At 63.9% G+C, this 21,018-nt stretch carries 17 protein-coding genes and 1 tRNA gene; 12 read left to right on the top strand and 6 right to left on the bottom strand.

What is annotated here, in order from left to right:
* Positions 1-21 precede the first annotated feature (21 nt).
* The 3 genes from JNA92_RS06985 to JNA92_RS06975 form a co-directional block, all read right to left on the bottom strand.
* Positions 22-834 (bottom strand): aldo/keto reductase, encoded by an 813-nt coding sequence (locus JNA92_RS06985; protein ID WP_241804015.1) that lies wholly within the window; start codon positions 832-834, stop codon positions 22-24.
* Positions 831-2,006, bottom strand: a complete 1,176-nt coding sequence (locus tag JNA92_RS06980) for an NAD(P)/FAD-dependent oxidoreductase (protein ID WP_241804014.1) — start codon at positions 2,004-2,006, stop codon at positions 831-833. The genes JNA92_RS06985 and JNA92_RS06980 overlap by 4 nt, the downstream gene beginning before the upstream one ends.
* Before the next feature lie 76 nt (positions 2,007-2,082).
* A complete protein-coding gene (locus tag JNA92_RS06975; protein ID WP_241804013.1) occupies positions 2,083-2,415 on the bottom strand; it encodes a DMT family transporter in 333 nt (110 codons plus the stop codon).
* 86 nt (positions 2,416-2,501) lie between these two features.
* On the opposite strand from JNA92_RS06975, the gene JNA92_RS06970 reads away from it, so the two are divergent.
* Positions 2,502-3,392 carry a LysR family transcriptional regulator gene (locus tag JNA92_RS06970; protein ID WP_241804012.1) on the top strand — a complete coding sequence of 297 codons (891 nt, stop codon included), beginning with the start codon at positions 2,502-2,504 and terminating at the stop codon, positions 3,390-3,392.
* An 11-nt stretch (positions 3,393-3,403) separates the two neighbouring features.
* Positions 3,404-4,675, top strand: coding sequence for a lipid IV(A) 3-deoxy-D-manno-octulosonic acid transferase (waaA, locus tag JNA92_RS06965; RefSeq protein WP_241804011.1), 1,272 nt, complete (start codon positions 3,404-3,406; stop codon positions 4,673-4,675).
* A gap of 18 nt (positions 4,676-4,693) precedes the next feature.
* Here waaA and JNA92_RS06960 read toward each other — a convergent pair whose 3' ends face one another.
* Positions 4,694-6,082: a PLP-dependent aminotransferase family protein gene (locus JNA92_RS06960; RefSeq protein WP_241804010.1), complete on the bottom strand. Its 1,389-nt coding sequence runs from the start codon at positions 6,080-6,082 to the stop codon at positions 4,694-4,696.
* A 419-nt stretch (positions 6,083-6,501) separates the two neighbouring features.
* Here JNA92_RS06960 and JNA92_RS06955 point away from each other — a divergent pair, with 419 nt between their 5' ends.
* From JNA92_RS06955 to JNA92_RS06910, 10 genes are all read left to right on the top strand, one after another.
* Positions 6,502-7,527 carry a TauD/TfdA family dioxygenase gene (locus tag JNA92_RS06955; protein WP_241804009.1) on the top strand — a complete coding sequence of 342 codons (1,026 nt, stop codon included), beginning with the start codon at positions 6,502-6,504 and terminating at the stop codon, positions 7,525-7,527.
* A 31-nt stretch (positions 7,528-7,558) separates the two neighbouring features.
* On the top strand, positions 7,559-8,344 hold the full coding sequence (locus JNA92_RS06950) for a sulfite exporter TauE/SafE family protein (protein ID WP_241804008.1): 786 nt from the start codon (positions 7,559-7,561) through the stop codon (positions 8,342-8,344).
* Positions 8,345-8,369: 25 nt separating this feature from the next.
* Positions 8,370-9,131 (top strand): SDR family NAD(P)-dependent oxidoreductase, encoded by a 762-nt coding sequence (locus JNA92_RS06945; protein WP_241804007.1) that lies wholly within the window; start codon positions 8,370-8,372, stop codon positions 9,129-9,131.
* 128 nt (positions 9,132-9,259) lie between these two features.
* Positions 9,260-12,328: a formate dehydrogenase-N subunit alpha gene (gene fdnG, locus JNA92_RS06940; protein ID WP_241804006.1), complete on the top strand. Its 3,069-nt coding sequence runs from the start codon at positions 9,260-9,262 to the stop codon at positions 12,326-12,328.
* Positions 12,328-13,284 (top strand): formate dehydrogenase subunit beta, encoded by a 957-nt coding sequence (gene fdxH / locus JNA92_RS06935; RefSeq protein ID WP_241804005.1) that lies wholly within the window; start codon positions 12,328-12,330, stop codon positions 13,282-13,284. The genes fdnG and fdxH overlap by 1 nt, the downstream gene beginning before the upstream one ends.
* Positions 13,281-13,937, top strand: a complete 657-nt coding sequence (locus JNA92_RS06930) for a formate dehydrogenase subunit gamma (protein WP_241804004.1) — start codon at positions 13,281-13,283, stop codon at positions 13,935-13,937. Before fdxH ends, JNA92_RS06930 begins: the two co-directional genes overlap by 4 nt.
* A gap of 4 nt (positions 13,938-13,941) precedes the next feature.
* Positions 13,942-14,868 carry a formate dehydrogenase accessory protein FdhE gene (gene fdhE, locus JNA92_RS06925; RefSeq protein ID WP_241804123.1) on the top strand — a complete coding sequence of 309 codons (927 nt, stop codon included), beginning with the start codon at positions 13,942-13,944 and terminating at the stop codon, positions 14,866-14,868.
* A 110-nt stretch (positions 14,869-14,978) separates the two neighbouring features.
* Positions 14,979-16,406 (top strand): L-seryl-tRNA(Sec) selenium transferase, encoded by a 1,428-nt coding sequence (selA, locus tag JNA92_RS06920; protein WP_241804003.1) that lies wholly within the window; start codon positions 14,979-14,981, stop codon positions 16,404-16,406.
* A complete protein-coding gene (selB, locus tag JNA92_RS06915) occupies positions 16,403-18,325 on the top strand; it encodes a selenocysteine-specific translation elongation factor (protein ID WP_241804002.1) in 1,923 nt (640 codons plus the stop codon). The genes selA and selB overlap by 4 nt, the downstream gene beginning before the upstream one ends.
* 6 nt (positions 18,326-18,331) lie before the next feature.
* A tRNA-Sec gene (locus JNA92_RS06910) sits at positions 18,332-18,427 on the top strand.
* Between the two features lie 9 nt (positions 18,428-18,436).
* Here JNA92_RS06910 and JNA92_RS06905 read toward each other — a convergent pair.
* Entirely contained in the window at positions 18,437-19,426 is a 990-nt protein-coding gene (locus tag JNA92_RS06905) for an asparaginase (protein WP_241804001.1), read from the bottom strand.
* A gap of 72 nt (positions 19,427-19,498) precedes the next feature.
* Positions 19,499-20,941, bottom strand: coding sequence for an alanine/glycine:cation symporter family protein (locus JNA92_RS06900; RefSeq protein ID WP_241804000.1), 1,443 nt, complete (start codon positions 20,939-20,941; stop codon positions 19,499-19,501).
* Positions 20,942-21,018 lie beyond the last annotated feature (77 nt).

Raw genomic sequence — 21,018 nt, 5'->3', positions numbered from 1 at the left:
AGGCCCGGGGGTGGGGACAACTCAATGCTGGCCCAGGATACGGGCGACGGTGGCCACGTTGTGGGCCAGGTGCAACGGGTTGATAGTGCCGACGATAGCACTGCTGACGCCAGGGTGGGCGAACAACAGTTCGAAGCTGGCGTGTACCGGGTCGACACCGGGTGCAAGGCAGACATGCCCACTGGCCAAGGCCTTCTTCACCAGAATGGCTTTGCCGTGTTCGGCAGCGTAGTCCAGTACCGGTCGTTCTGCCTGCTCGTTGAGGTTGAAGGTGACCATGGCGCAGTCGCCTTGTTCGAGGGCCTTCAGCCCGCCGGCGACGGTCTTGCCCGACAGGCCGTAGCCGAGGATCTTGCCCTCCTGCTTGAGGGCGGCGAGGGTCTGGTAGACCTCTTGCTGCTCGAGAATTTCCAGGTCGTTGCCATCGGAGTGCACCAGCACCAGTTCGAGGCGGTCGGTCTCCAGCCGGCGCAGGCTGCGCTCTACTGAGAGGCGGGTGTGGGCTGCGCTGAAGTCGAAACGCGATTGGCCGCCTTCGAACTCTTCGCCCACCTTGCTGACGATCACCCATTCATCGCGCTGGCCGCGCAGCAGCGGCCCCAGGCGCTCTTCGCTGCGGCCGTAGGCCGGAGCCGTGTCGATCAGGTTGATACCCAGCTCGCGGGCCTGGGCCAGCAGCAGGCGCGCTTCGTCATCCCCGGGGATCGTGAACCCGGTGGGGTACTTCACGCCTTGGTCGCGGCCAAGCTTGACCGTACCCAGGCCCAGGGGGGAAACCTTGAAGCCTGTGCTGCCCAGCGGGCGGTGGAAGTCGTGCAGGGTTGGCAGGGTCATGGCAGCAGTCGCTCCCAGGCGGGGATGCCCAGTGGTGGGCGTGGCAGCCCGGCGAGCTCGGCCTGGGCGCTGGGGCGGATGCCGTCGCGCTGCAGGCTGGCCAGCACGCGGTCACTGAAGTCGGGGGCCAGGGCGAGCTTGGTCGGCCAGCCGACCATCAGCCGTTGCTGGTCGGCGAGGAACGCGTTGTCAGGCCGTACCAGGCCCGATTGCGCAGGTTCTGCGCGGTCCACGCGCAGGGTGGCCCAGCGCACCTGGCTTTGATCTACCCATGGCAAGAGCTGGCTGACCTCCTTCTGGGCTGCAGCAATCTGCGCCGCCGTGTCGCGGGCTACGCCATCGGCTTCAGCCAGGTCGCCGCCGAGGTACCAGACCCACTGGCCATCGGCCGCGGGGTGGGTGGTGATGGTGACGCGCGGCTTGGGCCCGCCGCCCAGGCAGTGGGCATACAGTGGTTTGAGGTTGGGGCCTTTGGCCATGACCATATGCAGCGGCCGTGTCTGCATGGCCGGTTGCTCAAGGCCCAAGGCGTGCAGCAGCCCCTCGGTGCCTGCACCAGCGCTGAGCACGATGCGCTGGGCGCGGATGTCACGGCCGTCCACGCGCAAGCCGGCCAGTGTTTCACCTTCATGCAGGCGTTCGATGTGCTCACCGGCGAGCAAGGAGTCGCCTGCCAGTTCAGCCAGGTTGGCCAGCAGGCTGGGAACGTCGACCACCAGTTCGGCCAGGCGATACACCTTGCCTTTGAAGGCGCGGTCCTGCAGTGCGGGGGGCAACTGGTCGCCCTTGACCTGGTCAACCCGGCCGCGCACGGCCTTGCTGGCGAAGAAGCTGGTGAGGTTGCCGGCCAGGGTACCCGGCGACCACAGGTAGTGGGCATCGGAAAGCAGGCGGGTGCGGCTCAGGTCCAGTTCGCCGCTGCCGGCCAGGGCCTCGCGCCAGCGCCGTGGCATGTCGGCGATGGCCTCCGAGGCGCCCGTCAACGCACCGTGCAGGGCGTACTTGGTGCCACCATGGATGATGCCCTGGGATTTGATGGTCTGTTCGCCGCCAAGGCTGGCGCGCTCCACCAGCACTGTCGAATAACCCAGGCTGCGCAGGCGGGCGTTGAGCCACAGGCCTGCGACCCCGGCGCCGACGATGAGCACGTCAGTGGAAATGGCAGATGGCATGGCGGTACCTCGAATTCTGGGACAGCTGGCAAGTATACAGGCTATGCCTGGGTTGGCTCATCGCCGACCGGCCCCATCAATGCCCGGCAGTCTTGGAAAACAACTGGATCACCACCACGCCGCCGACGATCATTGCCATCCCCAGCATCGCCGGCACATCGAGTTTCTGGCCATAGATCACCAGCGCCGCCACGCTGATCAGCACGATCCCCAGCCCCGACCAGACCGCATAGGCGATGCCTACCGGAATGCTGCGCACCACCAGGGTCAGCATCCAGAAGGCGATTGCGTAGCCGACCACCATCAGCAGCAGTGGCAATGGCGTGCTCAGGCCTTTCACTGCCTTCATGGAGGCTGTGGCGATGACTTCGGCAACGATAGCGATGGCGAGGTAGGTGTAGGCGTTCATGGTTCGATCCTCCGGTTCTGGTCCGGCATTCTAGAGGGTCCCAGGATGCGGTAAAGTCATTACCTATCACCCCAGGAGATAGGTTGATGGCCGAGCAGTGGAACCTTGAGCAGTTGCGAACCTTTGCGCGTGTCGTCGAACTGCGCTCCTTTTCTGCCGTTGCCCGCGAGCAGGGCAAAGCGCAATCCGCCGTCAGCACTGCCATTGCCATGCTCGAAGCGGACCTGGGCGTCACGTTGTTCGAGCGCAGCAGCGGCCGCCAGCCCAGGCTGACCGAAAACGGCACTGCGCTGCTGGAGGATGCCCGCGAACTGCTGCGCCAGTGCGAACGGCTCGATGGCCGGGCCCTGGCCCTGATGCGTGGCCAGGAAGCGTTGCTGCGGGTGGCGCAGGATGAAGCCATGCCGTATCAACCGGTGATCGACAGCCTCGACGAACTGGCCAGCCATTACCCTTTTCTGGAAGTTCAACTGGCCAGCGGTGCCCAAGGTGATGTGGCGCGCAAGCTGGTGGAGCGGCGTGCAGACCTGGGTTTGTTTTTCCACCATGAAAGCATGCCTGTCTCACTGGAGCGACGTGCACTGGGCAGCGTGGAGATGGTCACGGTGTGCGCGGTGGACCATCCATTGGCGCGGGAACGCCGCGTGACACGCCAGCAGCTGGCACGTTACCGCCAGTTGCTGATCACCCCACAGCAAAGTGGCTACCCCGGCGGCGAAGCGATCAGCCCGCAGGTATGGCGCGCCGACAGCTTCTACGCCATGGCCGAGCTGCTGATGCGAGGGCTGGGCTGGGCGTGGCTGCCGCGCCATGTGGTGCAATACCCGACCTACCAGGCGCATATGGTCGAGCTCGCCAGCGAATGGCGGCCACCGGCCTTGGTCGTCGAACTGGCCTGGCGCCGTGACGAACCACTGGGGCCCGCCGCGCAGTGGCTGGCCGAGCGCTTTGCGGTGCACTTGCGCGCGATCGGGTAAACTTCGCCGCCATGAACAGAACTCTCTATACCCTGTTGTTCCACCTGGGCCTGCCGCTGGTCGCGCTGCGCCTTTACCTGCGTGCACGCAAGGCTCCGGCCTACCGCCAGCGTATCGGCGAACGCTTCGCCCGCAACCTGCCGGCGATGCGCCAGGGTGGCATCTGGGTTCATGCCGTTTCGGTCGGTGAAAGCATTGCCGCCGCGCCTATGGTGCGCGCGTTGCTCAAGGCTTACCCGGACCTGCCGGTCACCCTCACCTGCATGACCCCCACCGGCTCCGAGCGCATTCGCGCGCTCTTCGCCGATGAACCACGCATCCAGCATTGCTACCTGCCTTATGACCTGCCGTGGGCGGCGGGGCGTTTTCTCGACCATGTGCGCCCGCAGCTGGGCATCATCATGGAAACCGAGCTATGGCCCAACCATATTCACCAATGTGCCAAGCGGGGCATTCCGGTCGCGCTGGCCAATGCCCGGTTGTCCGAGCGTTCCGCCCGGGGCTATGCGCGGTTTGCCAGGCTTACCCGGCCGATGCTCGCCGAGATGAGCCTGATTGCGGTGCAGACCGAAACCGAGGCGCAACGCTTTCGCGACTTGGGTGCCCGCCCTGAGTGCGTGCAGGTCACCGGTTCGATCAAGTTCGACCTGAAGGTCGATGATCAGCTGTTGCCGCGTGCCAGGGCACTGCGTGAGCAGTGGGGCGCGGGGGAGCGGCCGGTGTGGATTGCGGCCAGTACCCATGAGGGTGAGGACGCACTGATCCTGCAGGCTCATCAACAATTACTGCAGGTGCATGGCGACGCGCTGCTGGTCCTGGTGCCGCGCCACCCCGAGCGTTTCGATGCAGTGCACGCCTTGTGCAGCGCGCAGTTCGCTACCGTTCGCCGTTCTGCCGCGACTGCGGTCGATGCCCAGACCCGCGTGTTGCTCGGCGATACCATGGGCGAGCTGCTGTTCCTCTACGCATTGGCCGACATCGCTTTCGTCGGTGGCAGCTTGGTCGCCACTGGCGGCCACAACCCACTGGAGCCGGCAGCGCTGGCGCTGCCAGTGATCATGGGGCCGCATGTGTTCAACTTCCTCGAAATCAGCGCGATGTTGCGTGATGCCGGGGCGCTGCAGCAGGTGGACGATGCCCAAGGGTTGGCGGTGGTCGTGCGGCAGTTGATCGAGCTGCCGCAGGATGCCCGGCGCATGGGTGAGGCGGGCAGGGCGGTGATGCAGGCCAATCAGGGCGCCTTGCAGCGCTTGCTGGAGGGGCTGGGGCGGTTGATCCGCTGAACCGCGCCTGGTGTTTCTCTAGTAGAAAAGCCGCGGTTCGGAGGAGTCCAGTAAGCTTGCGAGTTTGGTCAAGGCGAAACTCAACTCGGCACGGCTTGGCGTCATCAGGGCGATGCGCACGCCACTGCTGGCTGGGCTGCGCTCAGGCTGGAACTGGCTGCCGCTGACCACGGTTACCCCATTGTTGCGCGCCAGGTTGGCGAACTCATCGCTGGTCCATGGCTCCGGCAGTTCCAGCCAGATATGAAAACTGTTCGGCTGGCTGCGCACCTTGTACCTGCCGAGGATTTCCAGCGCCATCAACTGGCGTGCGGCGGCTTCTTCCTGCTGCACTCGCACCAGTTGTTCAGCCATACCGCTGTTGATCAGGTTGCTGGCCAACTGGGCCATCAGCGGGGACGGCATCCAGACGCTGCTGCGCACCATCGACGACAACCGTGAAAGCGTTTGTGGCGGCGCGTAGAGGTAGCCGATACGCAGGGCCGGCAGCACGCTCTTGGACAGGCTGGTCAGGTACACCGAGCGCTCAGGTGCGTAGGCGGCCAAGGGTTTGTAGTCAGGTGCCGGCTCGAGGAAACCGTAGATATCGTCATCCACGATGAACAGGTCGAATTCGCGGGCAATCTGGGCGATAGCCTCGCGACGCGCGTGCGGCATCACCGAGTTGGTGGGGTTCTGGTGGGTGGTCACACATACCAGCAGCGAAGGGCGGTGCTCCAGGCAGGCAGCCCGCAAAGCCTCGGGAATCAGGCCGTGCTCGTCCATGGCGACCCCGCGCAAGCGGCGGCCCATGCTGTGGGCCAGGGAAATGATGCCGGGGTAGCAAAGCGACTCGCACAGGATCACATCATCGCTTTTTGACAGGCTGCTGATGGCCACCAACAGGCCGTGCTGGGCGCCGGAGGTCAGCACCACCTGTTGCGGGCGAGCTTCGGGCAACCAGCGCTGGATCCATGTGGCGCCAGCCTGCTTGTGCGTTGCATGGCCACCGTCGGTAACGTAGTCGAGCACCTGGTCCAGGTCGGGGGATGCCGCCAGCTCGGTGATTGCTCCGCGCAGCCAGTCGGCCATGTGCGCATCGTTGGGCTTGATGATCGACAGGTCGATCTGGCCGCTTTCCTGCTTGAACGGTGCGGGCCGCGAGGTGGCGGTGGGGGCAGGCGCCGGCCGTTGCTGCAGGACGAAAGTCCCGCGACCAACCTCACCCACCACCAGGCCCCGCTTGGCCGCTTCGTCATAGGCTCGGCCAATGGTGCCAGGGGTCACGTGCAGTGCCTCGGCGAGGTCCTTGAGTGTTGGCAGGCGGTCGCCCGGCGACAGCCAGCCGTTGCCTATGTCCTGCTCAAGCGCATCGGCAATCATCAGGTAGACCGGCTGCGCCAGGTCGCTGTAGTGAGGAACCCACATGGAAATGGCACCAGAATCTGCAAGAGCGCGGAAGCCTAGCACGAAAGTCAGGATCGGAGTAATCGGGTTTTTACGCTGTAAATTGCCTCTATTGATATGACTTCGAGGGTCGTCTCGGTCGGTCCACCAGGCCCCGCTTGAGCACTGGCGTGGGTGTGATCAATGGGTGCTACGAAGAAATCTTTTGAAATCAATGAGTTGATTAGATCGACTCAATCATGATGGCAATCGGCCAATGAAATAAATTGAATCGATTCTATTTTTGTAATTACAATGATTGAGTCGATGCAATGCGGCGATGCCTGGAGCGGTATCGCCCTTTCACATCGCCCAGCTGTGAACGGATTCAAAAAAAACAAAGACTGCCGCCTCTGCCCGGCTTGGCACGACACCGAATGGTCAATGGAATAGCACCCGAAATGGAAAGCGCACACCTGCAACAAGCAGCCGAGCCTCAGACGTCACTGGAAATCCGCCTGCCCTGGGTTGTCTCCAGCGCCTGGCAAACCTTGCTCAACAACACCCCGCTCGACTTCGAAACCAGCAAAGAGCTTTACCCGCAACTCAAGGAGCAGGCGCAAGAGGTATTGGGCAAAGCGCTGTGCCAGCAGATACGGGGTTTCGTTGAAGATCCGCAACTGACCAGCATGATCGTGCGCAACTGCCCACGCGATCGCGATGTACCGCCTACCCCTTATTCCGGTGTGCTCAGCCCACGCAGCACGCCAATTGCCTGCCTGGTCAGCCTGACCATGCAGCACCTGATGGGTATTCACCCGGTTGTCTACGAGGGTGAAAATGACGGTCGGCTGTTTCGCCACGTAATCCCGGCCCGTACCTCCTCCAGTCACAAGAGCTCGCATGGCTCGCGGCTGCGGTTTTCCTACCATGTCGACAATCCCGACCTGCCATTGTCTTCCGAGCCGCTGGGGACCGTGTCCTGCTGCCCGGAATACCTGTCGTTCTTCGGCATGCGCTGCGACCCCCGTATCAGCACCACCTTGGTCAACCTTGATGCCGTGATCGCAGCGCTACCCTTGGCGACCGTGCGCGAACTTTGCGACGCGCAATTTGAAATCCGCCGCCCTGACTCGTTCACCGGTAACCGCCGCTGCACTGCCGAGCTGCCGGTGCTGGTGCGTGGCCATTCAGGCGAGTGGTTGTGCCGCTTCGACAGCGAGAACACCCACGGCCTGAACCTGCGCGCCGAGCAGGCCCTGGCCACCCTGCGCGGGTTGTTGGAGACCCGGCGTTTCGATGAGCCGCACCTGCTGCTGCCAGGCGATTTCATGATCTTCAAGAACCAGCGTGTGCTGCATGCCCGCGATGGTTTCGAACCCCAGAACGACGGCGCTGACCGTTGGCTGCTGCGGGTGTTCGCGGTCAACGACCTGAACCGGGTGCGCTTCGCCCGGGCCGACCACCTGTACGAAGTGCTCTCCTGATTTCTCTTCATTCATCGACGGAATTACTGCTATGGAACTGTTAGGCGCTTACTGGGCGGAACACTGGCTGCTGGCGATCCTGCTGCTGGGCGCCATTGCCTTTGTCGCGGGCTTCGTGGACAGCATTGCCGGGGGCGGCGGGTTGTTTCTGGTACCAGGGTTTCTGCTGGTGGGCATGCCGCCTCAGGTAGCGTTGGGGCAGGAGAAACTGGTCAGTACGCTGGGCACACTGGCGGCCATCCGCAACTTCCTGGCCAACAGCAAGATGGTCTGGCAGGTGGCACTGGTCGGCGTGCCTTTCTCACTGCTCGGCGCCTACCTGGGGGCGCACCTGATCGTGTCGATCTCTCAGGAAACCGTGGGCAAGATCATTCTGGCGTTGATCCCTTTCGGCATCCTGATCTTCCTCACCCCCAAGGACCGCCCGATAGAGGAGCGGGCGCTGTCGACGCGGATGCTCTACACCGTCGTGCCATTGACCTGCCTGGCCATCGGCTTCTACGACGGCTTCTTCGGCCCAGGCACGGGCAGCATGTTCATCATCGCCTTCCACTACCTGCTGCGTATGGACCTGGTTTCCAGTTCGGCCAACTCCAAGACGTTCAACTTCGCCTCCAACATCGGTGCGCTGGTCGCATTCATCATGGCCGGCAAGGTGGTCTACCTGCTGGCGCTGCCCCTGGTGGCTTGCAACATCCTCGGCAATCACATGGGCAGTGCTCTGGCGCTGCGCAAAGGCAACGACGTGGTGCGCAAGGCGCTGGTGTTTTCGATGTTGTGCCTGTTCACCAGCCTTGGCGTGAAATACCTGGTCTGACATTACCTTCTGGGAGACAAACCTGATGAAAACTGCATTCGTAACCGGCGCCTCCTCAGGCTTTGGCCGGGCCATATGCGCCACCCTGGTTGCCAAGGGCTACCGCGTGATCGGGGGCGCCCGCCGTATGGAAAAGCTGCAGGCGCTGGAGCAAGCGCTTGGCGACAACTTCATTCCACTGGCGCTTGATGTGACTGATGGGCAGTCGATCAGCGCAGCGGTGGCGCAGATCAACGAAGCTGCACCGGGCATCGATGTGCTGGTCAACAACGCAGGATTGGCGCTGGGTATCGAGCGGGCCCAGGCCTGCAGCGCCGAGAACTGGCAGCGCATGATCGACACCAACATTACCGGGCTGGCCATGGTCACCCATGCGGTACTGCCGCAGATGGTGCAGGCCGACAGCGGCATGATCATCAACATCGGTTCGATTGCCGGCACCTATCCCTACCCGGGCGGCAACGTCTATGGTGCGAGCAAGGCGTTCGTGCGGCAGTTCAGCCTGAACCTGCGCGCCGATCTGGCAGGGACCCGCGTGCGGGTCAGCAACATCGAGCCAGGGCTGTGTTCCGGGACCGATTTTTCCGTGGTGCGCCTGAACGGCGACCTCAATGCGGTGGATGCCTTGTACCGTGACGTGCAGGCGATCCTGCCCGAAGACATTGCCGCCACGGTTGCGTGGATCGCTGAGCAGCCGCCCCACGTGAACATCAACACCCTCGAAATCATGCCGGTGGCGCAGAGCAGTGCGGCCTTGAATGTGGCGCGCAATCTGCCGCCTTGCTGATTACGGTCAATCGCACTTTTGGCATTCTTGGCTAGTCTTAACGGTTGGCGGCATCACTTTGCCGCTACCGTGATGACCCGAGGCGTCGGCAAAGCCCCGAGCGCCCGAAACCTGATCAGGAGTGCACGATGGACCTCAACCGTCGGCAATTCTTCAAGGTCGCCGCTGTCGGCCTTGGAGGCTCGAGCCTGGCGGCGTTGGGCATGGCCCCGACGCCGGCCTTCGCCGAGCAGGTGCGCCACTTCAAGCTGGCGCACACCAAGGAAACCCGCAACACCTGCCCCTACTGCTCGGTCGGCTGCGGCCTGATCCTTTACAGCCAGGGCGATGCGGGCAAGAACGTCAAACAGAACATCATCCATATCGAAGGCGACGCCGACCATCCGGTCAACCGCGGCACCCTGTGCCCGAAAGGCGCCGGTCTGCTGGACTTCATCCACAGTGAGAGCCGCCTCAAGTACCCCGAAGTGCGCAAGGCGGGTAGCAAGGAGTGGGTGCGGGTGAGCTGGGACGAGGCACTCGACCGCGTTGCCGAACTGATGAAGCAGGACCGCGACGCCAACTTCATCGAAAAGAACGACCAAGGGCAAACCGTCAACCGCTGGGTTACCACCGGTTTTCTCGCTGCCTCCGCCGCCTCCAGCGAGGCCGGCTACCTGACCCACAAGGTCATCCGCGCAACCGGCATGCTGGGGTTCGATAACCAGGCACGTGTCTGACATGGCCCGACGGTGGCAAGTCTTGCCCCGACGTATGGCCGTGGCGCCATGACCAACCACTGGTCAGATATCGCCAACGCGAATCTGGTCCTGGTGATGGGTGGCAACGCAGCAGAAGCGCACCCGTGCGGCTTCAAGTGGGTGACCGAGGCCAAGGCGCACAACAAGGCGCGGCTGATCGTGGTCGACCCGCGGTTTACCCGTACCGCCTCGGTGGCGGACTACTACGCGCCGATTCGTACCGGCAGCGATATCGCCTTCATGGGCGGGCTGATCAATTACCTGCTGAGCACTGACAAGATCCAGCACGAGTACGTGCGCAACTACACCGACGTGTCGTTCATCGTCAAAGAAAGCTATGGCTTCGAAGACGGGCTGTTCAGCGGCTACGACGCGGCCAAGCGTGTGTATGCCGACAAGTCCGGTTGGGGTTACGAACTGGGCGAAGACGGTTTCGCCAAGGTCGACCCGACCCTGCAGCACCCGCGTTGCGTGTTCCAGTTGATGAAGCAGCATTACAGCCGCTATACCCCGGAACTGGCGAGCATGACCTGTGGCATGCCGCAGGACGCCATGATGAAGATCTGGGAAGAAATCGCCACCTGCTCGGTACCGGGCAAGACCATGACGATTCTCTATGCACTGGGCTGGACGCAGCATTCGATCGGCGCTCAGATCATCCGCAGTGCGGCCATGGTCCAGTTGCTGCTGGGTAACGTCGGCATGCCGGGTGGCGGGGTCAATGCCTTGCGCGGGCATTCCAACATCCAGGGGTTGACCGACCTTGGCTTGCTCTCCAACTCACTACCGGGCTACTTGAGCCTGCCTGGCGATGCCGAGCAGGACTATGCCGCCTACATTGACAAGCGGGCTTCCAAGCCGCTGCGCCCTGGGCAGCTGTCCTATTGGCAGAACTACGGCAAGTTCCATGTCAGCCTGATGAAGGCCTGGTATGGCGCCAATGCCACGGCAGACAACAACTGGGGTTACGACTGGTTGCCCAAGCTCGATGTGCCGGCCTATGACGTGCTGCGCATGTTCGAAATGATGGGCCAAGGCAAGGTCAACGGTTACATCTGCCAAGGTTTCAACCCTATCGCCGCATTGCCCGACAAGAACCGCGTGACCGCGGCCTTGGGCAAGCTCAAGTGGCTGGTGGTCATGGACCCGCTGGCCACCGAGACCTCGGAGTTCTGGCGTAATGCCGGGCCCTTCAATGACGTCGACACGGCCAATATCCAGACCGAAGTGATCCGCCTGCCCACCACCTGTTTCGCCGAGGAAGATGGGTCGCTGGTCAACAGCAGCCGCTGGCTGCAGTGGCACTGGAAGGGCGCCGACGGCCCGGGCGAGACCCGCACCGACGTGCAGATCATGAGCGAGTTGTTCCTGCGCATGCGCCAGCGCTACCAGACCGAGGGCGGCACTTACCCTGACCCGATCATCAACATCAGTTGGCCCTACAAGCTGGCACACGAGCCGTCACCGGAGGAACTGGCCAAGGAAATGAACGGCTGGGCGGTCACTGATGTGACCGATCCGACCGGTACGCTGATCAAGGCCGGGCAACAGTTGGCAGGCTTCGGCCAGCTCAAGGACGACGGCAGCACAGCGTCCGGCTGCTGGATCTTCGCCGGCTGCTGGACCGAGCAGGGCAACCAGATGGCCCGGCGTGACAACAGTGACCCGTACGGCATGCATCAGGCGCAGAACTGGGCCTGGGCCTGGCCGGCCAACCGCCGCATCTTGTACAACCGTGCCTCCAGCGACCTGCAAGGCAAGCCATGGGACCCGGAGAAAAAGCGCCTGGTATGGTGGAACGGCAAGGCCTGGACCGGCACCGACGTGCCCGACTTCAAGGTCGATTCGCCACCGGAAGCGGGCATGAACCCGTTCATCATGAACCCCGAGGGCGTCGCACGGTTCTTTGCCATCGACAAGATGGCCGAAGGGCCATTCCCCGAGCACTATGAGCCGTTCGAGACGCCGATCGGCATCAACCCACTGCACCCGAAGAACAACAAGGCCACCAGCAACCCGGCCGGGCGGATCTTCGATTCGGTGTGGGACACCCTCGGCAAGCACGACGAATTCCCCTATGCGGCAACGACCTACCGTTTGACCGAGCACTTCCACTTCTGGAGCAAACACTGCCGGCTCAACGCCATTGCCCAGCCCGAGCAGTTCGTCGAGATCGGTGAGGTGCTGGCCAACGAGAAGGGCATCAAGGCAGGGGACCGCGTGCGGGTGTCGAGCAAGCGCGGGCATATCGAAGCGGTGGCGGTGGTGACCAAGCGGATTCGCCCGCTGCAGGTCAACAACCAGACCGTGCACCAGGTCGGCATCCCCTTGCACTGGGGCTTCACCGGCGCGACGCGGCACGGTTACCTGACCAACACCTTGGTGCCCTTCCTTGGTGACGGCAACACGCAGACGCCGGAGTCCAAGTCGTTCCTCGTCAAAGTGGAGAAAATCTGATGGCCAGCCAAGACATCATTGCCCGCTCGGCCACCACCACCGTCCCCCCTTCGGTACGCCAGCAACAGGAAGTCGCCAAGCTGATCGACACCACCAAATGCATCGGCTGCAAAGCGTGCCAGGTGGCGTGTTCGGAGTGGAACGAGCTGCGTGACGAGGTGGGCCATAACCACGGCACCTACGACAACCCCCAGGACCTGACGGCCGAGACCTGGACCCTGATGCGCTTCACCGAACACGAGCGCGACGATGGCAACCTGGAGTGGCTGATCCGCAAGGACGGCTGCATGCACTGCGCCGAGCCAGGTTGCCTGAAGGCCTGCCCCAGCCCGGGAGCGATCATCAAGCACGCCAACGGCATCGTCGATTTCAATCAGGACCACTGCATCGGCTGTGGCTATTGCATCACTGGCTGCCCGTTCAACATTCCGCGCATCTCGCAGAAAGACCACAAGGCCTACAAGTGCTCGCTGTGTTCCGACCGCGTGAGCGTGGGCCTGGAGCCTGCCTGCGTGAAAACCTGCCCGACCGGCGCGATCGTCTTCGGCAGCAAGGACGAAATGAAGGTGCATGCTGCCGAACGCATCGTCGACCTCAAATCGCGTGGCTACGACAACGCCGGGCTCTACGACCCGGACGGCGTCGGCGGCACGCACGTGATGTATGTATTGCACCATGCCGATACGCCCAGGCTGTATGCCGGCCTGCCGGACCAGCCGGTGATCAGCCCACTGGTAGGCTTGTGGAAGGGCATCACCAAGCCCCTAGCGCTGCTGGCGATGGGCGCAGCGGTGCTGGCCGGGTTCTTCCACTATGTGCGGGTTGGCCCGCAGCGGGTCGAGGAGGACGAACACCCCAACCCCGCGCCACCTGATGACAGCGTGCACCAGGTGGACCCCGCGGTGCATGTCTATGATCCGAAGCAGCCCGGTGGGCAAGGGGAGCAGCGGCCATGAACGACGAAAAACCCATATTGCGCTACAACGCCAACGAGCGCACCAACCACTGGATCGTCGCCCTCCTGTTCGTGCTGGCCGGGCTTTCCGGGCTGGCGCTGTTCCATCCGGCGCTGTTCTGGCTCAGCCATCTGTTCGGCGGGGGGCCGTGGACACGGATCTTGCACCCCTTCATCGGGGTGGCCATGTTCGTGTTCTTTCTGTTCCTGGTGGTGCGTTTCTGGCGCGCCAACTTCATCACTGCCAACGACCGCCTGTGGCTGCGCCGCATCGACCGGGTGATGCTCAACAAAGAGGAGGGTGTGCCGCCGATCGGCAAGTACAACGCTGGCCAGAAGCTGCTGTTCTGGACGCTGTTGGTGTGCATGCTGGTGTTGCTGCTCAGCGGCCTGGTGATCTGGCGCGCGTATTTCAGCCATTTCTTCGACATCGGTTCGATCCGCCTGGCGTCGTTGGCCCATGCGCTGGCGGGCTTCGTGCTGATACTCAGCATCATCGTGCACATCTACGCCGGTATCTGGATCAAGGGCTCGATCGGCGCCATGCTGCATGGCTGGGTCAGCCGCGCCTGGGCACGCAAGCACCATCAGTTGTGGTACCGCGAAGTGACCGGCGACAAGACGCCGAGTGATCATGGACGTAAAGAAGGATGAAGGCTTGAGCACGATACTCGAACCGGGGCAGATCGAAGCGTCGGCGGTGATGCCGCCGTTCTTGCACCTGCCGCCCGCCAACCTGTTCGAACTGCGCGCCGTGCGCCTCGAGCAGCTCGCTGCAGGGCATGCCCTTGGCGACTATTTGCGTCTGGTCGCACGGCTGTGTCGCATTCAGCAGCAGCTTGTGGATAACCCGCCTGGTGGTTTGCCCGTGGCCGATGACCGGCAGCGCCTGTGCATAAGTCATGGCTTGCCACCCCTGGCAGCCGATGGCCTGGTGCGCGAGGGGGCGTGGCTGGTGTGGTTGCAGGCGCTGCTCGACCGGTTCGACGATGAGGCCGATGGCCCTTTGGCGGCAGCCTTGCAGGCACTGCGCGGCAGTGACGACAGCCAGCGCAAAGGCTGGGGGGCCGCATTACTGGCAGGGCAGTACGACGCTGTGCCCGTAGCTTTGGTGCCGTTTCTGGGGGGCGCGCTGCAGGCGGCGTGGTCCAGCTGGTTGCTGGGGCTACCGTCACCTGAGCTCAAGCCGTCGGGCAGCCAGGCCCAGTGCCCGGCCTGTGGTTCGCCGGCCATGGCCGGGGTGGTACGTAACCGTGGCAAGCACAACGGCCTGCGTTATCTGGCGTGCTCGTTGTGTGCCTGCGAATGGCATGTGGTGCGGGTCAAGTGCGTGTACTGCGAGGCGAGCAAGGGTTTGCGCTATACCAGCCTGGAGGATGACCGCCATGCGCCGGGCAAGGCGCCGCTGCGGGCTGAATGCTGCCCGGGGTGCAATACCTACCTGAAGCAGAATTATCTTGAGAACGACGCTGCTGCCGAGCCGTTGGCCGATGATCTGGCCAGCCTGGCACTGGATATCCGCTTGGACGAGGAGGGCTTTCATCGGCTGGCGCCCAACCTGATGCTGGCGCCGGGTGGTGGGTGAGTGTCTACACTGCACAATTGAGTTGCCCTCATCGCCGGCAAGCCGGCTCCCACCAAGCGCCGGCTTGCCGGCGATGAGGGCCGAACAGACAATGGATAAGGTAGTACCTGATGTCTTCAAGCCTCGCCAGCAACACGCCACGGCTCCCGTCCATCGACACCCTGCTACGCCACCCGGCCTGCCTCCCGCTGATCGAGCGCCATGGCCGCGACGCCGTGCTCGCTACCCTGCGCCAACTGCTCGACGACCTACGCGAACCTGTTCGCAACGGCCAACTCGGCACTGCCGAACTGGGCGCTGAAATCCTCCTGGGCCGCAGCGGCGAGCGCCTGGCGGCCCAGCAGCGCAGCCAGGTACGCCGCGTCTTCAACCTCACCGGCACGGTACTGCACACCAACCTGGGTCGTGCCCTGTTGCCGGAGGAAGCCGTTGCAGCCATGCAGACCGCCGCCCGCCATCCGCTCAACCTGGAGTTCGACCTTGCCACCGGCAAGCGTGGCGACCGAGACGATCTCATCGAAGGGCTGATCCGCGAGCTGACCGGCGCCGAAGCGGTCACCGTGGTCAACAACAATGCTGCCGCCGTGCTGCTTGCACTCAACAGCCTGGGCGCGCGCAAGGAGGGCATCATCTCCCGCGGGGAGCTGATCGAGATCGGTGGCGCCTTTCGCATTCCCGACATCATGGCCCGTGCCGGTGTACGCCTGCACGAGGTCGGCACCACCAACCGCACCCATGCCCGCGATTACGAAGCTGCCATCGGCCCGCGTACCGGCTTGTTGATGCGGGTGCATTGCAGCAACTACAGCATCCAGGGCTTCACCACCCAGGTGCCCACCGCAGAGCTTGCACGTATCGCTCACCTGCATGAGCTGCCACTGCTCGAAGACTTGGGCAGCGGCAGTCTGCTCGACCTGACCCGCTGGGGCCTGCCCGCCGAACCGACTGTGCGCCAGGCCCTGGCCGATGGCGCGGATATCGTGACCTTCAGCGGTGACAAGCTGCTGGGCGGCCCGCAGGCCGGGATCATCGTCGGGCGCAAGGACCTGATCGCCAGGATCAAGAAAAACCCGCTCAAACGTGCCCTGCGCGTCGACAAGATCACCCTCGCGGCCCTCGAAGCCGTGCTGGCGTTGTACCGCAACCCGGACAGGCTGGCCGAGCGCTTGCCCAGCCTGCGCCTGTTGACCCGCACCCAGGCTGAGATCCACGCCCAGGCCGAGCGCCTGGCACCCGAGCTCAAAGCCCGTCTAGGGGGGCAATGGGCGGTCAGCGTCGAGCCCGCGCTCGGCATGATCGGCAGCGGCAGCCAGCCGGTCGCCCGCCTGCCCAGCGCCGCGCTGTGCCTGCGCCCACAGGTGTCGAAGAAATTGCGCGGGCGCAGCCTGCATGTGCTGGAACGCGCCTTGCGCGATCTTGCGGTGCCGGTACTTGGCCGTATCGACGATGATGCGTTGTGGCTCGACCTGCGCCAACTGGACGACGAAGCCCAGTGGTTGGCGCAGTTACCGGCCCTGCAGCTGGGGCCGGTGCAGTGATCGTTGGGACTGCCGGCCACATCGACCACGGCAAGACTGCATTGCTCCAGGCCCTGACCGGGCAGGCCGGCGATCACCGCCAGGAAGAACGCGAGCGCGGCATGACCATCGACCTGGGCTATCGCTATGCCGCCCTCGCTGAAGGCGCGCCACTGACGGGCTTCATCGATGTGCCCGGCCACGAGCGTTTCATCCACAACATGCTTGCCGGCGCCCATGGTATCGATCTGGTGTTGCTGGTGGTGGCTGCCGATGACGGCGTCATGCCGCAGACCCGTGAGCACCTGGCGATCATCGAGTTGCTGGGCATCCCCCAGGCACTGGTGGCAATCAGCAAGTGCGACCGGGTCGCGCCGGCGCGCGTGGCCGAGGTACAGGCGCAGATTGCGCAACTGCTGGCGCCCGGGCCTTATGCCGGGGCGGCGCAGTTCCCGCTGTCGAGTGTCACCGGCAAGGGGGTCGAGGCGCTGCGTGATGCTGTGCTGGCGGCGGGCGAGCGCTTGAAGCGGCGCAGCGTGCGTGGGGGCTTTCGCTTGGCTATCGACCGCGTCTTCGCGGTCACCGGGGCTGGCCTGGTGGTCACCGGTACGGCGCTGGCTGGGCGTGTCAGCGCGGGTGATACGTTGTTGCTGGGCAAGGCCGGTAAAGCCGTGCGCGTACGCGGTCTGCATGCGCAGAACCAGGCCGCGCTGGTGGCTGAAGCCGGGCAGCGTGTGGCACTGAACATTGCAGCCGAGCGGCTCGCCATGGAGCAGGTGCGCCGTGGCGACTGGCTGGTATCGCAGTGGCTGCACGCGCCCAGCACACGGGTGGACATCGAACTGCAACTGCTCGCCGGGGAAGCCCGTCCCTTCGAACATTTCAGTGCCGTGCACGTACATCTGGGCACCCAGGACGTCACCGCGCGGGTCGCCCTGCTCGAAGGCGAGCGCCTGCCTGCAGGCCAGCGTATGTTCGCCCAATTGTTGCTCAATGCGCCGCTGCAAGCCGTGCACGGCGACCGCCTGGTGCTGCGCGACCAGCGTGCCCAGCGCACGCTCGGCGGCGGTACGGTGCTGGACCCGTTCGCCCCGAGCCGGCAGCGTCGCAGCGAGGCGCGCTTGCGCCAGTTGAAGGTGCTGCGTGATGCCGAGGGGCTGGAGCAGGCCCTGATGGCCTTGCTCCACAACGCGCCGGGCGGGCTTGACCCGCAGCGGCTGGAGCGCCAATTCAACCGCTTGCGTGAGGGCTGGCAGTTGCCTGCTGATGTGCTGGTGGTCGCCACAAGGCAAGGCCAGTTGTTGTTCGCCAAGACCCAGTGGCAGGCGCTCAAACATCAGCTGCGCGAACAACTGGTGTCGTTCCATGAGCGAGAGCCCGATCAGCTCGGCCCGGACCGTGACCGCCTGCGCCGCTTCGCCGCTTTGCCCGTCGAGCGTCCCGCCTTCGTCAGCCTGCTCGAGGAAATGCTCGGCGAAGGCGCCATTGCCAGCAGCGGGCCGTGGTTGCATCTGCCCGATCACAAGGTGCAATTGAGCGACGCCGACAGCGCGCTATGGTCGCGGCTGCAGCCAAGGTTGCTGGAAGGGCAGTTCGATCCGCCATGGGTGCGGACGCTGGCCAGCGAAGAACAGTGTGCCGAGGGGGATGTGCGCCTGTTGCTCCGAAAGTTGGCCAGGCTTGGCGTCGTGCATCAGGTGGTACGTGACCTGTTCTACCCCGAGACGACGCTACAGCGCATGGCAGAGCTGCTGCTTGGGCAAGCGAATGAAACGCCGGTAGTGCAGGTGGCCGCATTTCGCGATATGTTGGGCATCGGTCGCAAGCGCAGTGTGCAAATTCTGGAATACTTCGACCGTATCGGCCTGACCCGCAGGGTTGCCGATCAGCGTCACATCCGCGCCGACAGCGCCCTGGCCCAGCAGCAGGCCAGGCACTGAGTTCAAGGAAGGCAATCGCGCCCGGTGGCGCGGCCGGGCTTCAAACCCGGTTGGGGACGGCAGCCGTTCCCGGGCAGGTTCGACTCCCGCTGCCTTCCGCCAATTTCCTGGTCACGCGCGCTCGCCGCACAGGTCCAGCGCAAACCACGGCTCTGCAGCCTCTGCATCCAGCCCCGCGCCCAGCAGCGCAAACAGCTTACCCAGCGCCGCCTCACGGGTCATGCCACCGCCACTGACCAGGCCGGCACCACGCAGGCGGTTGCCCGCTGCATAGGTATCAAACACCACCGAACCCTCTGGGCACTGGCTGATGGCAACCAGCATCACCCCACGTTGGCGCGCAGAGCGCAGCACGTCGAGCAGGGCCTGGTCATCCGACGGCCCGGTGCCGCTGCCGTAACACTCCAGCAGCAGCCCTTGCACCCCGGTGTCGAGCAGCGCACGCAGGTGTTCGGCCTGCAACCCCGGGAATACCGGCATCACCGCGAGGTTCACCGGCTGGCGCTGCTGGCGATAACCCAACTTGGTCGGTACGTCGCTCGCCCGCTCGCCTTCACGATGACGTGGCAACGCGGCGAAGGCGTCGAACGCTTCGCTGCGAAGCTTCGAGGCGCGGCAGCCCGGCAGCAGCTGGCCATGGAAGTACAGCTGTACGCCATCCTCAAGGCCTTGTTCGAACTGGTGCAGGGCACCGCACAGGTTGTCCCAGGCATCACTGCCCGGTGCACCGGCCGGCAACATAGACCCGGTCAGCAGTACGGGTACCGGCAGGCCCAGCAGCAGGAACGACAACGCCGCCGCGCTGTGGGCGAGGGTATCGGTGCCATGCAGCACCAGCACGCCATCGTGGCCGTCATTGTCCACTGCATCGACGATGGCATCACGCATTGCCAGCCAGTTGTGCTGCTGCATGTTGGCACTGTCGAGCAGTGGGTTCATTTCCTGCAGCGTCCACTGCAGCTGGGGTGCATCGCTCAGTTGGGCGAAGTGTTCGCGCATTCGCGCATCGAAACCACCGGCCGGTGCCAGTCCTTCGGCGGTTTCGAGCATGCCGATGGTGCCCCCGGTGTAGAGGACGAGAAGATTCTTGACTGCACGCATGGAAAGCATCCGTAGCGGTGAGCGGAGAGTAGGCAGCCGCCCGCGAATGGGGCGGCTGGGCAGGCGAGGATATCAGCGCTGCGGCTGAACTTGGCCGACGGTCGTGTCAGCGGCAGTTTCGGCCTGAGGATTGGCCGGCCAGGCGTCGCGGTCCAGGTCCAGGTCGGCGAATTTGCTCGAGTCGAACACAGGCTGCTTGATGCCGGCTTTGCGCTGGTCATCGTAATCGCGCATCACGCGCAAGCCGACCTTGAACAGCAGGGCCAGGGCGACCAGGTTGACGAAGGCCAGGCAGGTCATGGTGATGTCGGCGAATGCGAACACGGTCGTCAGGTCCTGTACCGAGCCCCATACCACCAGCGCCAGCACCAGGCCACGGAACACCAGCAATACCACGCGGTTGCGGCTGAGGAACTGCAGGCTGTTCTCACCCAGGTAGTAGTTGTAGAGGATGCAGGTGAAGACGAAGAGCGACAGCGCGACGCTGACGAACAGGCGGCCCCAGTCACCGACCACCGCGGCCAGCGAGTTCTGGGTCAGGACGATACCGTCACCTTCGAAGCCCGGAGTATAGAAGCCAGACAACAGAATCAGCAGGGCGGTGCAGGTGCAGATCAGGAAGGTGTCGAGGAACACGCTGAATGCCTGGACCACGCCTTGTGCGCCCGGGTGTTTCACGGCTGCCACGGCAGCAACGTTGGGCGCACTGCCCAAGCCTGCTTCGTTGGCGAACACGCCGCGTTTCACGCCCATGACGATGGCGCTGCCGAGCAGGCCGGCGAATGCAGGGTCCAGACCGAAGGCGCTCTTGAAGATGGTTTCCAGCATGGCCGGCACGTGTTCGATCTGGGTGCCGATCACGTACAAGGTTACGGCGATGTAGGCCAGGGTCTTGACCGGTACCAGCAGGTCGGAGACCGCAGCGATACGCTTGATGCCGCCCAGGAACACGATGGCCAGCAGCACCGCCAGGGCGATACCGGTGTGGCTTGGGTCAAAGCCGAAAGCGTTCTGTAGCGAGTGTGTCACGGTGTACGACTGCAGGCCCATGAAGGCGAAGCCGTAGGTGACCAGCAGCAGGATCGAGAACACGATGGCCATGCTCCTGAGCTTCAGGCCGTGCAGGATGTAGTAGGCCGGGCCACCACGGTACAGGCCATCGCCATCGGCGCGCTTGTACACCTGGGCCAGGGTGCATTCGAAGAAGCTGCTGGCCATGCCCACCAAGGCGGTGACCCACATCCAGAACACGGCGCCCGGGCCACCCAGGGTCACGGCGATGCCGACACCGGCGATGTTACCGGCGCCGACGCGGCCGGCCAGGCTCAGCATCAGGGCCTGGAAGGAGCTCAACTGGCCTGCCTGGCCACGCAGCGATTCCTTGAACACACTGAACATGTGGGCGAAATGGCGGAACTGTACGAACCGCGAGCGGATGGTGAAGTAACCGCCGAGACCGACGATCAGCACGATGAGAAGCTTCCCCGAAAGGAAATCGTTGAGTGCTTCGAGCATTGGAAAATGACCTCGATTCTTATTCTTCGCGTGAAAGACCAGCGGACGGCAGGCGCACCGCTATCGTTGGGGCGCAT

The sequence above is a fragment of the Pseudomonas putida genome (assembly GCF_022627325.1).
GTDB classification, from domain to species: Bacteria; Pseudomonadota; Gammaproteobacteria; order Pseudomonadales; family Pseudomonadaceae; genus Aquipseudomonas; species Aquipseudomonas putida_X.
The sequence above is the reverse complement of the archived record's forward strand: the minus strand, read 5'-3'. Positions and strand labels throughout refer to the sequence as shown.